Source organism: uncultured Stenotrophomonas sp. (assembly GCF_963519925.1).
Lineage (GTDB): Bacteria > Pseudomonadota > Gammaproteobacteria > Xanthomonadales > Xanthomonadaceae > Stenotrophomonas > Stenotrophomonas maltophilia_AE.
The window spans coordinates 1-11,772 of the sequence record NZ_CAUQPH010000014.1 but is presented as its reverse complement, the minus strand read 5'-3'; the positions used below and the strand labels follow the sequence as shown (position 1 = coordinate 11,772).

Annotated in this window: 13 protein-coding genes; 12 read left to right on the top strand and 1 reads right to left on the bottom strand. The window is 67.4% G+C overall.

Annotation, left to right across the window (positions count from 1 at the left end; all coding sequences use genetic code 11):
* Nucleotides 1-5: 5 nt before the first annotated feature.
* The 5 genes from mntR (at nt 6) to RWO33_RS04710 (ending at nt 3,878) form a co-directional block, all read left to right on the top strand.
* The gene (gene mntR, locus RWO33_RS04730) at nt 6-464 is read left to right on the top strand and encodes a manganese-binding transcriptional regulator MntR (RefSeq protein ID WP_314102616.1); all 459 of its coding nucleotides are present in this window, start codon (nt 6-8) and stop codon (nt 462-464) included.
* On the top strand, nt 457-981 hold the full coding sequence (gene tadA, locus RWO33_RS04725) for a tRNA adenosine(34) deaminase TadA (RefSeq protein ID WP_314102614.1): 525 nt from the start codon (nt 457-459) through the stop codon (nt 979-981). The genes mntR and tadA overlap by 8 nt, the downstream gene beginning before the upstream one ends.
* 54 nt (nt 982-1,035) lie before the next feature.
* On the top strand, nt 1,036-1,608 hold the full coding sequence (gene orn, locus RWO33_RS04720) for an oligoribonuclease (protein ID WP_145481740.1): 573 nt from the start codon (nt 1,036-1,038) through the stop codon (nt 1,606-1,608).
* A 92-nt stretch (nt 1,609-1,700) separates the two neighbouring features.
* Nucleotides 1,701-2,570, top strand: a complete 870-nt coding sequence (locus RWO33_RS04715; RefSeq protein ID WP_145481741.1) for an EcsC family protein — start codon at nt 1,701-1,703, stop codon at nt 2,568-2,570.
* A 195-nt stretch (nt 2,571-2,765) separates the two neighbouring features.
* The gene (locus RWO33_RS04710) at nt 2,766-3,878 is read left to right on the top strand and encodes an alkene reductase (RefSeq protein ID WP_314102612.1); all 1,113 of its coding nucleotides are present in this window, start codon (nt 2,766-2,768) and stop codon (nt 3,876-3,878) included.
* 192 nt (nt 3,879-4,070) lie between these two features.
* Here RWO33_RS04710 and ppsA read toward each other — a convergent pair whose 3' ends face one another.
* Entirely contained in the window at nt 4,071-6,449 is a 2,379-nt protein-coding gene (ppsA, locus tag RWO33_RS04705) for a phosphoenolpyruvate synthase (RefSeq protein WP_314102611.1), read from the bottom strand.
* A 143-nt stretch (nt 6,450-6,592) separates the two neighbouring features.
* On the opposite strand from ppsA, the gene RWO33_RS04700 reads away from it, so the two are divergent.
* The 7 genes from RWO33_RS04700 to RWO33_RS04670 all read left to right on the top strand — a co-directional run bounded on the left by RWO33_RS04700 (nt 6,593) and on the right by RWO33_RS04670 (nt 11,720).
* On the top strand, nt 6,593-7,414 hold the full coding sequence (locus RWO33_RS04700; protein ID WP_145481744.1) for a pyruvate, water dikinase regulatory protein: 822 nt from the start codon (nt 6,593-6,595) through the stop codon (nt 7,412-7,414).
* Nucleotides 7,415-7,501: 87 nt separating this feature from the next.
* The gene (locus RWO33_RS04695; protein WP_314102609.1) at nt 7,502-8,014 is read left to right on the top strand and encodes a DUF1249 domain-containing protein; all 513 of its coding nucleotides are present in this window, start codon (nt 7,502-7,504) and stop codon (nt 8,012-8,014) included.
* Nucleotides 8,015-8,017: 3 nt separating this feature from the next.
* Nucleotides 8,018-8,506, top strand: coding sequence for an 8-oxo-dGTP diphosphatase (locus RWO33_RS04690; protein WP_145481746.1), 489 nt, complete (start codon nt 8,018-8,020; stop codon nt 8,504-8,506).
* A gap of 222 nt (nt 8,507-8,728) precedes the next feature.
* The gene (locus RWO33_RS04685) at nt 8,729-9,343 is read left to right on the top strand and encodes a CDP-alcohol phosphatidyltransferase family protein (RefSeq protein WP_314102606.1); all 615 of its coding nucleotides are present in this window, start codon (nt 8,729-8,731) and stop codon (nt 9,341-9,343) included.
* Nucleotides 9,344-9,395: 52 nt separating this feature from the next.
* Nucleotides 9,396-10,388 carry a class III poly(R)-hydroxyalkanoic acid synthase subunit PhaE gene (phaE, locus tag RWO33_RS04680; protein ID WP_314102604.1) on the top strand — a complete coding sequence of 331 codons (993 nt, stop codon included), beginning with the start codon at nt 9,396-9,398 and terminating at the stop codon, nt 10,386-10,388.
* Nucleotides 10,385-11,482: a class III poly(R)-hydroxyalkanoic acid synthase subunit PhaC gene (phaC, locus tag RWO33_RS04675; RefSeq protein WP_314102602.1), complete on the top strand. Its 1,098-nt coding sequence runs from the start codon at nt 10,385-10,387 to the stop codon at nt 11,480-11,482. The genes phaE and phaC overlap by 4 nt, the downstream gene beginning before the upstream one ends.
* A 31-nt stretch (nt 11,483-11,513) precedes the next feature.
* The gene (locus RWO33_RS04670; RefSeq protein WP_068852656.1) at nt 11,514-11,720 is read left to right on the top strand and encodes a PspC domain-containing protein; all 207 of its coding nucleotides are present in this window, start codon (nt 11,514-11,516) and stop codon (nt 11,718-11,720) included.
* Nucleotides 11,721-11,772: the final 52 nt, after the last annotated feature.

Here is an 11,772-nt window from a genome sequence, read left to right as displayed (position 1 = left end):
GGGGCATGTCGCCTCCCGCCCGCAAGACGCCCAGTCCACTCATCGATGCCCAGGTGCACGTCGAGGGCTTCGTGCAGGTGCGTGAGGCGCGACGCTCGGAACTGGTTGAAGACTACGTGGAACTCATCGCCGACCTGATCGCGGACGGCCGCGAGGCCCGGCAGGTCGATATCGCCACCCGGCTGGGCGTTGCGCAGCCGACCGTGGCCAAGGCGCTCAAGCGCCTGGTTAAGGAGGGCTGGGCGATCCAGCGCCCGTACCGCGGCGTGTTCCTGACCCCGGCCGGCGAAGCGCTGGCGGTCCAGATGCGCGCCCGCCACCAGACCGTGGAGCGGTTCCTGCTGGCGTTGGGCGTTGACCCGGATTCGGCGCGGCGCGACGCCGAAGGCATCGAGCATCACGTGAGCGAAGCCACCCTGGCCGCGTTCGAAGCCTTCCTGCGCAGGGCCGACGGCCATGGTTGAGCGCCTGCCCGCGCCGCCGCCGCTGGGCGTGCCGGTGCACGACCAGGACGAATACTGGATGCGGCACGCGCTGCAGCTGGCCGAACGTGCGGAACGCGAATTCAACGAGATCCCGGTCGGCGCGGTGCTGGTGGCTGCCGATGGCAACGTGCTGGGCGAAGGCTGGAACCTCAACATCGCCGACCACGACCCGAGCGCCCATGCCGAGATCGTGGCGATGCGGCGCGCGGGCAGGGCGCTCGGCAATCATCGCCTGCTCGGCAGCACCCTGTACGTGACCCTGGAGCCGTGCGCGATGTGCGCGATGGCGGTGGTGCATGCGCGGGTGGAGCGGCTGGTCTATGCCGCCAGCGACCCCAAGACCGGCGCCTGTGGCAGCGTGTTCGACCTGCTCGGCGATCCGCGCCACAACCACCGCGTGGACGTGCATGGCGGCGTGCTGGCCATGGATGCGAGTACCCGCCTGACCAACTATTTCCGCGCCAAGCGCGGCAAGCCGCCGCTGCTGCTGCCGTAACGCCGGCCGCAACTACGCGATATCATGGCCTCCTCGTAGACAAGGCGTGGACACATGGCGGATATCGGCGCGGAAGGCGAACGACTGATCTGGATCGACCTGGAAATGACCGGTCTGGATACCGACAACGACGCGATCATCGAGATCGCCACCGTGGTCACCGACGCGCAGTTGAACGTGCTGGCTGAAGGCCCGGAGCTGGCGATCCACCAGCCGCTGGAGCGGCTGGAGGCGATGGACGAATGGAACCGCAACCAGCACCGCCGTTCGGGGTTGTGGCAGCGCGTGGTCGACAGCCAGGTCACCCTGGCCCAGGCCGAGGCGCAGACCGTGAATTTCCTGGCGCAGTGGATCAAGGCCGGCGCCTCGCCGATGTGCGGCAACTCGATCTGCCAGGACCGCCGCTTCCTGCACCGCGAGATGCCGCGGCTTGAAAAGTATTTCCATTACCGCAACCTTGACGTGTCGACGGTCAAGGAACTTGCGCGGCGCTGGGCGCCGTCGGTGGCCGCGGGGGTGGGCAAGACCTCCAGCCACACCGCGCTGAGCGACGTGCACGACTCGATCGCCGAGCTGCGCCACTATCGGCAGTTCATGGGGGCGTTGTCGGGGCTTCCGGGGGCCTGAAGGTCCTCGCATGCGCACGACGTTCATGAGGGCCGGCCAACGGCCGGCGCTACCGGTAGGTTGCGGTGCGTTGGCGGGGGTATGATCGGTTGATGAGCCATATCGTCCGTATCCTCCCGCCGCCGCTGGAAGCGAAGATCGCGCCCGCGTCGAAGGACTGGGCCGACCTCGAGCGTGCGGTCGCGCTGCTCGAATCGCCGACGCTGACCGCCAAGATGGCCAACCTGATCGGCTCGCCGCTGGAGTTCGCGGTCAGGAAGCTGCCGGGAGTGGTGTCGCGGCGCATCCATGGCGCGGTCGAGGCGGCGCTGTTCAAATCGGCCCAGGCCGCGCTGTGGAGCATGGACAACACGCCCGGCAAGGCCGCTTCGACGCGCTGGCACAAGGCGGCTGCGGCGGCCACCGGCGCGCTGGGCGGCGCCTTCGGCTTCACCGCGCTGTTCCTGGAACTGCCGGTGTCCACCACCATCATGATGCGCTCGGTCGCCGACGTGGCGCGCAGCGAAGGCTTCGACCTGAGCGAGATGGGCACCCGCCACGCCTGCCTGGAAGTGTTCGCGCTGGGCGGCAATTCCGGCCAGGACGATGCCAGCGAGACCGGCTACTACATCACCCGCGGCTTCACTGCCGAGGTCATGCGCCACCTGTCGGCCGAACTGGCCGGCGCGGCGGTGGGCGGTGGTGGCGTGATGATCGGGCTGACCCCGAAGGAGGCCGGCAAGTGGCTGGCCAAGATCGTGGAGAAGGTCGCCGCACGCTTCGGCGTCGTGGTCACCGAAAAGTTCGCCGCGCAGGCCGTGCCGGTGATCGGTGCGGTCGCCGGCGCGACCCTCAACACCATGTTCACCGACTACTACCAGGACATGGCGCGTGGCCATTTCATCGTGCGCCGGCTGGAAAAGCAGTACGGGTACGAAACGGTGCGTGCGGCGTACAACCAGCTCGCAGGCAGTCGCGCGTAGAGCCACGCCCTGCGTGGCTGCATTGGATCGGGAACTGCCTCAGCCACGCAGGGCGTGGCTCTACGTCGGGGGGGTGGGGGCGTCCCCGGCATCTGATCATTGCACCCACGGCACAACAGTTTTGCCGCCATGGCGCTTTTTGCCACGTCCGGCCGTCCCCATCCTTGGCACAGTCGTTTACCAAGGATCTCCCCCATGCTGTTCACCCCATACCGGCTGGGCGCGCTGACGCTGCCCAACCGCATCGTCATGCCGCCGATGACCCGTTCCCGGGCCGCCAGCGGCAACGTCGCCACCCCGATGATGGCCGCGTACTACGCCCAGCGCGCCTCGGCCGGGCTGATCGTCAGCGAAGGCACCCAGATCAGCCCGCAGGGGCAGGGGTACGCCTGGACCCCGGGCATCCACGATGACGCCCAGGTCGCCGGCTGGCGCGGTGTCACCGACGCCGTGCACGCAGCAGGCGGCCGCATCTTCGCCCAGCTGTGGCACGTGGGCCGGGTCTCGCACGTTGCCCTGCAGCCCGACGGCGCCGCGCCGGTGTCGGCCTCGGCGCTGCAGGCCGACGGGGTCAAGGTGTTCGTCGACGTGGCCGGCACCGGGCCGCAGGGTGGGGTGGGCGAGATGGTCCAGCACTCCATGCCCCGGGCACTTGAGGTTGCCGAGATCCCGCAGATCGTGCGCGACTACGCCCTGGCGGCGCGACGCGCCCTCGATGCCGGTTTCGACGGCGTGGAACTGCATGGGGCCAATGGCTACCTGATCAACCAGTTCATCGACTCCGGGTCCAACCAGCGCACCGACGCCTACGGCGGGTCGCTGCAGAACCGCCTGCGCTTCCTGCGCGAAGTCGCCGAAGCCGTTGCCGCAGAAGTGGGCGCCGACCGCGTCGGCGTGCGCCTGGCCCCGCTGACCACCCTGCAGGGCGCCGTGGACGACACCCCGCAGGCCACCTACCTCGCCGCCGCACACCTCCTCGACAGCATCGGCGTGGCCTACCTGCACATCGCCGAAGCCGACTGGGAAGACGCCCCGGTGATGCCGGTGGCGTTCAAGGAAGCGCTGCGCATGATCTACCGCGGCACCCTGATCTACGCCGGCAAGTACACCGTGGAGCGCGCCGAAGAAGCGCTGGCCAGGGGCTGGGCCGACCTGATCGGTTTCGGCCGACCGTTCATCGCCAACCCGGACCTGCCGACCCGCCTGCAGCAGGGCCTGGCATTGAACGCCCCGGACAAGGCCACCTTCTTTGGCGGCGCCGACGCCGGATTTACCGACTACCCAAGCGCCCAGGCAATCGAAGCGTAGAGCCACGCCCTGCGTGGCTTCGCGGAGCAGATCGAAGCGTAGAGCCACGCCCTGCGTGGCTTTGCGGTGTGCCCGAACGGAGACGCTTCGCCGTGCCGGAACGGAGAGCAGCCACGCAGGGCGTGGCTCTACGTGCAGGTAACCGGGGTGTCCGACACAAAAAAAACCCCGCCGACGCGGGGTTTTTCGTTATCAGCCCTTGGCCTTGAGCTTGGCCAGCCGCAGCCAGGTATCCACCACCGTATCGGGATTCAGCGACACCGACTCGATGCCTTCCTGCATCAGCCATTCGGCCAGGTCCGGATGATCCGACGGGCCCTGCCCACAGATGCCGACGTACTTGCCCTTGGCACGTGCCGCCTTGATCGCCATCGACAGCAGCTTCTTCACCGCCGGGTTCCGCTCGTCGAACAGGTGCGCCACGATCGACGAATCGCGGTCCAGGCCCAGCGTCAGCTGGGTCAGGTCGTTGGAACCGATCGAGAAGCCATCGAAGATATCCAGGAACTCATCGGCGAGCAGCGCGTTGGACGGCACCTCGCACATCATGATGATCTTCAGCCCGTTTTCGCCCTGCTTCAGGCCATTCTGTTCCAGCACCTCGACGACCTTGCGGCCTTCTTCCAGCGTGCGCACGAACGGAATCATCACCCACAGGTTGTCCAGGCCCATTTCGTTTCGCACGCGCAGCACGGCCTTGCATTCCAGCGCGAACGCCGCCGAGAAACTCGGATCGACATAACGGCTCGCGCCGCGGAAGCCGATCATCGGGTTCTCTTCGTGCGGCTCGTAATTGCTGCCGCCGATCAGGTTGGCGTACTCGTTGGACTTGAAGTCCGACAGGCGCACGATCACCGGGTTCGGCGCCACCGACGCGGTCAGCGTGGCGATGCCTTCGGCCAGGCGGTTCACGTAGAAGCTGACCGGATCAGCGTAACCGGCGATCTTCTCGTCGATCTTCTTCTTCGTCGCCGCATCCTGGCGGTCGTACTCCAGCAGCGCGTTCGGATGGATGCCGATGTGGCTGGCAATGATCATCTCCAGGCGGGCCAGGCCGATGCCCGCGTTCGGCAGCTGGCCGAAGTCGAAGGCACGTTCCGGGTTGGCCACGTTCATCATGATCTTCAGGGGCGCCGGCGGCATGTTGCCCAGGTCCGTGGTGGTGCGCTCGAAGTCCAGCTTGCCCTCGTAGATGAAGCCGGTGTCGCCCTCGGCGCAGCTGACCGTCACTTCCTGGCCGTCCTGCAGCACCTGCGTCGCATTGCCCGAACCGACCACCGCCGGCACGCCCAGCTCACGCGCGATGATCGCCGCGTGACAGGTACGGCCACCGCGATTGGTGACGATGGCCGAAGCCCGCTTCATCACCGGCTCCCAATCGGGGTCGGTCATGTCGGCGATCAGCACGTCGCCCGGCTGCACGCGCGCCATGTCGTCCAGCGACTTGACCACGCGGGCGACGCCCGCACCGATCTTGGCGCCCACCGCGCGGCCTTCGGCCAGCACCTTGCCGTCCTTCTGGTTCAGCGCGAAGCGCTCGATCTGCGTGGCATGGCCGCGCGACTTCACCGTCTCCGGACGCGCCTGCACGATGAACAGCTTGCCGCTCACCCCGTCCTTGGCCCACTCGATGTCCATCGGGCGGCCGTAATGCTTTTCGATGATCAGCGCCTGCTTCGACAGCTCCTGCACGTCTTCATCGCTGATCGAGAACGTGTTGCGGATCTCGACCGGGGTGTCTTCGATGCGCACACGCTCGCCGGGCACGTCCGAATACACCATGCGGATCGCCTTGCTGCCCAGCGAACGGCGCAGGATGGCCGGCTTGCCGGCGTTGAGCGTGGGTTTGTAGACGTAGAACTCGTCCGGGTTGACCGCGCCCTGCACGACCATCTCGCCGAGGCCGAAGCTGGAGGTCACGAACACCACGTCACGGAAGCCCGACTCGGTGTCCAGGGTGAACAGCACGCCGGACGAACCCACGCCCGAACGCACCATCAGCTGCACGCCCGAGGACAGGAACACGTCTTCGTGCTTGAAACCGTGGTGCACGCGGTAGGCGATGGCACGGTCGTTGTAGAGCGAGGCGAACACTTCCTTGACCTTGTGCACGACATCGTCGGCACCGGTCACGTTGAGGAAGGTCTCCTGCTGGCCGGCGAACGAGGCATCGGGCAGGTCTTCGGCGGTAGCCGAAGAGCGCACCGCCACGGCCACGTCGCCACCGCCGTTCTCGTCGCACAGCTGCTTGTAGGCGCTGCGGATGTCCTGGTCCAGCTGCGGCTGCAGCGGAGCGTCGATCACCCAGCCCCGGATCTCCTTGCCCGCCGCAGTGAGCGCGGCGACATCTTCCACGTCCAGCGTGGCCAGCTTGTCGAAGATGCGCTTGGACAGATCGTTGTGCGCGATGAAGTCCTTGAAGGCTTCAGCGGTGGTTGCGTAACCGCCGGGAACGGACACCCCCAGCCCGGCAAGATTGCCGATCATTTCGCCCAGCGACGAATTCTTGCCGCCTACGCGGGCCAGGTCGGCCAGGCGCAGTTCGTGCAACCACAGGATATTCTCGTTCAAGCGCGATGCTCCGTTTGGCCATCGCCCGAGGCGGGCTTAATGGCCACGTCCGTAGGAAGAAGCCGATATGATGCCGGGCATACCGCCATCGGCACAAGCTTGTATCGACGGCATTTTTAAGCTTCAGAGGGGTTAAAAGCCGTATGTCGACGATCCGTCCGGTGTTCTACGTATCCGATGGAACCGGTATCACCGCTGAAACCATTGGACATAGCCTGCTGACCCAGTTCTCCGGATTCAGCTTCATTACCGACCGCATGTCGTTCATCGACGATCCGGAAAAGGCCCGCGAAGCCTGCGAACGGATCCGGGCGGCCGGGGAGCGCTACCAAGTCCGGCCGATCGTGGTCAGTTCCTGCGTGGACAGCCGGCTGAGCATGATCCTGGCCGAAAGCGGCGGGCTGATGCTCGACGTGTTCGCCCCCTTCATCGAACCGCTGGAGCGCGAACTGGCGGTCAACCGCCATTCCCGGGTCGGCCAGGCCCACGGCATGGTCGATTTCGAGACCTACCACAGGCGCATCAACGCGATGAACTTCGCGCTGACCCACGACGACGGGATCGCCATCAACTATGACGACGCCGACGTGATCCTGGTGGCGGTGTCGCGGGCCGGCAAGACCCCGACCTGCATCTACCTGGCCCTGCATTACGGGGTGCGCGCCGCCAACTATCCGTTGACCGAAGAGGACCTGGAGCAGGACCGCCTGCCGGCACGGCTGCGGCCGTACCGCAGCAAGCTGTTCGGCCTGACCATCGATCCGGACCGCCTGCAGCAGATCCGCCAGGAGCGCCGCCCGAACTCGCGGTACGCCAACCTGGACACCTGCCGCCGCGAGGTCGCCGCCGCCGAGACCATGTTCCGGATGGAGCGCATTCCCACCCTGAGCACCACCCATACCTCGATCGAGGAGATCTCGAGCAAGGTGCTGACCACGCTGGGGCTGCGCCGCGAACTGTATTAACGGAAGGGATCACGACCAACGGTCGTGACCTACCGGCGCGCGGGGTGCGTCCCCACGTTGGTGCTACCAACGTGTAGGATCGGATTCATGGCCCAGGCATCGCCCCGCATCGAACGCATCCCCCGGCTCAGCCGCCTCAGCTGGCTGATGGGCCTGTACGCCGAGAACTACCGCCATCTGGTGCGGCTGTTCGGACCGGCCGAGCTGGCCCCCGGCAGTTACGTGTCCTCGGTGGGCGATGGCCTGGACGTGCGCCTGGACGTGATCGAGTGCCACCGGTACACGGTCGAGCTGCGCCTGACCTACGATTTCGCCGACCCGGTCACCGGCCAGCCCGACCCGTCCGCCTACGTGCGCCTGTACCGCGACGCCCGCCAGGCCGAGACCACCCATTGCTACGTGGGGCGCCGCTGGCAGGACGTGGTGGGCATGTACCCGCCGCCGGCCGAGCTGATCAGCCATCGCATGCGCATGAACACCTTCCTGGGCAAATGGCTGGAATACCTGGCCGAGCGCGGCCACGGCGTGGCCACCCTGCGCCGCGACCAGGACGCCGCACCGGCACCTTCCGATACCCGCCGCACCCAACTTGCCAGCTGACCCATGCCCTATACCCCGATCGTAGCCACGCTGGGCTACGTGCTGTCGCCCGATGGCCGCCAGGCCCTGATGATCCACCGCAACGCCCGCCCCGGCGACCAGCACCTGGGCAAGTACAACGGCCTGGGGGGCAAGGTCGAGCGCGACGAAGACGTGGCCGCCGGCATGCGCCGCGAGATCCTGGAAGAAGCCGGCATCGAATGCGGCCGCATGCGCATGCGCGGCACGATCAGCTGGCCGGGGTTCGGCAAGGCAGGCGAGGACTGGTTCGGGTTCGTGTTCGTCATCGACGACTTCACCGGAACGCCGTTTGCCTCGAACCCCGAGGGCACCCTCGAATGGGTGGACGTGGACAAGCTCGAGACCCTGCCGCTGTGGGAGGGCGACCGCCAGTTCCTGCCGATGGTGTTCGACGCCGACCCGCGCCCGTTCCACGGCGTGATGCCGTACCGGGACGGCGCCATGCAGGGCTGGTCCTTCACCCGTCTGTAGGGAACCCCCGCGTTATCCACAGGGGGTGTGGATGACCGGTGCGTAAGTTTGTGGATAAGCCCCGGCATCGACCAGTCCCCATGGCTGTCAAGATGGGTGGCGAAAAATTCACCGCACGTCGCGGTCGCGTGAGCGCCATGCGAAGGCCGTCGGGACCGTGAAGGCTGTCGCGGTTTGGCCTGCTCGCGGTACTCTTTCGGTATTGCCGCCAATCGAGCTTCCATGAAACGTCACTTCACGATGCTGCGCGAGTTCCAGCTGGCCGACTGGTTCACCCTGGCCAATGCTTTCTGCGGTACCGGTGCGGTGTTCGCGGCGATGCGCTTCCTGCAGGACGGCGAGCGCAGCTACCTTCTGTTCGGCATGGCGCTGATCCCGCTGGCCTTCATCTTCGACGCGCTGGATGGGCGCATCGCGCGCTGGCGCAAGTCCAGTTCGACCCTGGGCCGCGAGCTGGACTCGCTTTCGGACGTGATCTCCTTCGGCGTCGCCCCGGCCGCGCTGGCCTATGCCTGCGGCATGCAGGGCGGCTGGGACTGGCTGGTGCTGAGCTATTTCGTCTGCTGCGGGGTGAGCCGCCTGGCGCGCTACAACGTCACCGCCGAGGCGCTGGCCGGCGAGGGCGACAAGGTGCCGTACTTCGAGGGCACGCCGATCCCGACCAGCCTGGCGATGGTGGTGGTGCTGGCGGTTGCCGCGAGCACGGGTGCAATCGGTCACGAGCTGTGGCTGGGTCGCTGGCAGCTCGGGCCGTGGCAGCTGCACCCGCTGGTGCTGCTGTTCGCCCTGTCCGGGTCGCTGATGATCAGCAAGACCCTGCGCATCCCCAAGCCGTGAGCCGGAGCCCGAGCATGCCGTCGCGCCTGTCCCGTCGCCGTGGAGCGCTGCTGTGAGCACGGCCGGCAGCGGCCATGACGCCGGCGACTTCGAGACGCTGGCGCGGCAGTACTTCAGCGCCTGGGGCGATGCATTGCGGCACGCGGCCGCTCCGGGGGCCGGCGACGCCGCCGCGCCGGGCAGCTGGCAGCAGACCATCGAAGGCTGGGCGCAGCTGATGTCCAGCCCGGGCAACCGCCAGTCCGCGGACGCCGTGCACCGCTTCCGCGAACAGGCCGGCGGCTGGTACGGCACCATGCAGCAGGTGGCCGCGCGCTTTGCCGGCCAGGACGCCAGCAGTGCTGACATCGCCCAGGCCTGGCGCGAAGCGGTTGAAGGGCAGGGCGACGGCCTGCTGAAGTGGATGCTGCAGGGCGCGCGTGGCCACACCCAGCCCGGGGGGCCGGACCTGCTGGCCCTGCTGGAGCGCCTGCAGCAGGACCTGGGCCCATGGCTGCAGAGCCCGGCGTTCGGCCCCGGCCGCGAACACCAGGCGCGCTGGCAGGCGCTGCTGCGCGCCCAGCAGGAATTCCAGGGACACGCGGGCGACTACGTGGACCAGATCAAGCAGGCGCTGGACGACGCCTTCGCCCTGTTCGAGCAGCGCCTGGCCGAACACGAAGCGCCGGGCAACCAGCTGACCAGTGCGCGCGCGTTGTTCGACCTGTGGATCGAAGCGGCCGAGGATGCCTACGCCAAGGTCGCGCTGTCCGAGGCCTTCCAGCAGGTGTATGCGGCGCTGGGCAATGCGCAGATGCGCCTGCGCGCGGGCGCGCAGCAGGAGGTCGAGCGGCTGTGCGAGGCGGTCGGCCTGCCGACCCGCACCGAAATGGATGCCGCGCACCGGCGCATCACCGAACTGGAGCGGCTGGTGCGACGCATGGCCGCTGCCGCCGCGCCGGCACCGGCGGCCGCCAGGCCGGCGAAAAAGGCCACGAAGAAGGTGGCGAAGAAGCCGGCGGGGAAGGCTGAAGCCAAGCCGCGCGCAGGCAAGGCGGCGCCATGAAGGGACCGCTGGGCTTCAATGCCGAAGACCTGCTGCAGGAAACCCTGTCGATGCAGCGCAAGCTGATGGACGGGTTGAAGCTGCTGCCCTCGGTAGAGGACGTGGACTACGGCGCGACCCAACGCGAGGAAGTGTGGCGCGACGGCAAGGTCGCCCTGTACCGCTTCATCGGCGAGCAGGCGCCGGTCCAGCGCACCCCGCTGCTGATCGTCTACGCGCTGGTCAACCGGCCCTACATGGTCGACCTGCAGGCCGACCGTTCGCTGGTGCAGCGCCTGCTGGCGCTGGGCCACGACGTCTACGTGCTGGACTGGGGCTACCCCGACCGCTCCGAGCGGTACCAGACCCTGGAGGACTACCTGCTGCGGTTCGTGGACGGCGCGGTGGACCACCTGCTGGCCGCCAATGACGGCGCGCCGATCAACATGCTCGGCATCTGCCAGGGCGGCGTCTTCGCGCTCTGCTATGCGGCCCTGCGCCAGCACAAGCTGGCCAACCTGATCACCATGGTCACCCCGGTCGACTTCCACACCCCGGACAACATGCTCTCGCACTGGGCGCGGCAGGTCGACGTGGATCTGCTGGTCGACACGCTGGGCAACATCCCGGCCGACCTGATGAATGCCAGCTACCTGATGCTCAAGCCGTTCCGGCTCAACATCCAGAAATACGTCGGGCTGCTGGACATCCTCGACGACAAGGCCGCGCTGCAGGATTTCCTGCGCATGGAAAAGTGGATCTTCGATTCGCCCGACCTGGCCGGCGAAGCCTTCCGCGACTTCATCAAGCAGTTCTACCAGGGCAATGGACTGATGCACGACGGCGTGCGCATCGGCGAGGAACAGGTGGACCTGCGCCAGGTCACCCTGCCGGTGCTGAACATCTACGCCGAGCAGGACCACCTGGTGCCGCCGGACGCCTCGCGCGCCATGGCAGGCCGGCTCGGCAGCCGTGACTACACTGAAAGCAGCTTCCGCGGCGGGCATATCGGCATCTACGTCTCCGGCCGCGCCCAGCGGGAAGTGCCGGGCACCATTTCCAGCTGGCTGGCCGGACGCGACGCCAACGCACCGGCTACACAGCCGGTGCGCTAGCCTGTCGCAAAAACCGCAGGAGATCACCCGCATGAACACCACCGCCCCACGCACGCTGTCGCGATCCCTCAACGACCGCATGATCGCCGGGGTGATGGGCGGCATCGCCCACCGTTTCGGCTGGAGCCCGACGTTGCTGCGGGTCCTGTTCGTGCTGGTCTCGCTGGCCTCGGCGGCGTTTCCGGGCATCCTGGTGTACCTGGTGCTGTGGCTGCTGATCCCCAACGAGGCCGATTGAGCCTGCCGCGACCGGCACTGCGCGCGCTGCAGGCGCTGGGCGCGCTGTGGAC

What these genes read in the sequence shown, in the direction of transcription:
- RWO33_RS04715 (WP_145481741.1), top strand. Translation starts at nt 1,701, where the DNA reads ATGAGCCATATCGTCCGTATCCTCCCGCCGCCGCTGGAAGCGAAGATC.
- mntR (WP_314102616.1), top strand. Translation starts at nt 6, where the DNA reads ATGTCGCCTCCCGCCCGCAAGACGCCCAGTCCACTCATCGATGCCCAG.
- RWO33_RS04670 (WP_068852656.1), top strand. Translation starts at nt 11,514, where the DNA reads ATGAACACCACCGCCCCACGCACGCTGTCGCGATCCCTCAACGACCGC.
- RWO33_RS04685 (WP_314102606.1), top strand. Translation starts at nt 8,729, where the DNA reads ATGAAACGTCACTTCACGATGCTGCGCGAGTTCCAGCTGGCCGACTGG.
- RWO33_RS04710 (WP_314102612.1), top strand. Translation starts at nt 2,766, where the DNA reads ATGCTGTTCACCCCATACCGGCTGGGCGCGCTGACGCTGCCCAACCGC.
- orn (WP_145481740.1), top strand. Translation starts at nt 1,036, where the DNA reads ATGGCGGATATCGGCGCGGAAGGCGAACGACTGATCTGGATCGACCTG.
- RWO33_RS04700 (WP_145481744.1), top strand. Translation starts at nt 6,593, where the DNA reads ATGTCGACGATCCGTCCGGTGTTCTACGTATCCGATGGAACCGGTATC.
- tadA (WP_314102614.1), top strand. Translation starts at nt 457, where the DNA reads ATGGTTGAGCGCCTGCCCGCGCCGCCGCCGCTGGGCGTGCCGGTGCAC.
- RWO33_RS04695 (WP_314102609.1), top strand. Translation starts at nt 7,502, where the DNA reads ATGGCCCAGGCATCGCCCCGCATCGAACGCATCCCCCGGCTCAGCCGC.
- phaC (WP_314102602.1), top strand. Translation starts at nt 10,385, where the DNA reads ATGAAGGGACCGCTGGGCTTCAATGCCGAAGACCTGCTGCAGGAAACC.
- RWO33_RS04690 (WP_145481746.1), top strand. Translation starts at nt 8,018, where the DNA reads ATGCCCTATACCCCGATCGTAGCCACGCTGGGCTACGTGCTGTCGCCC.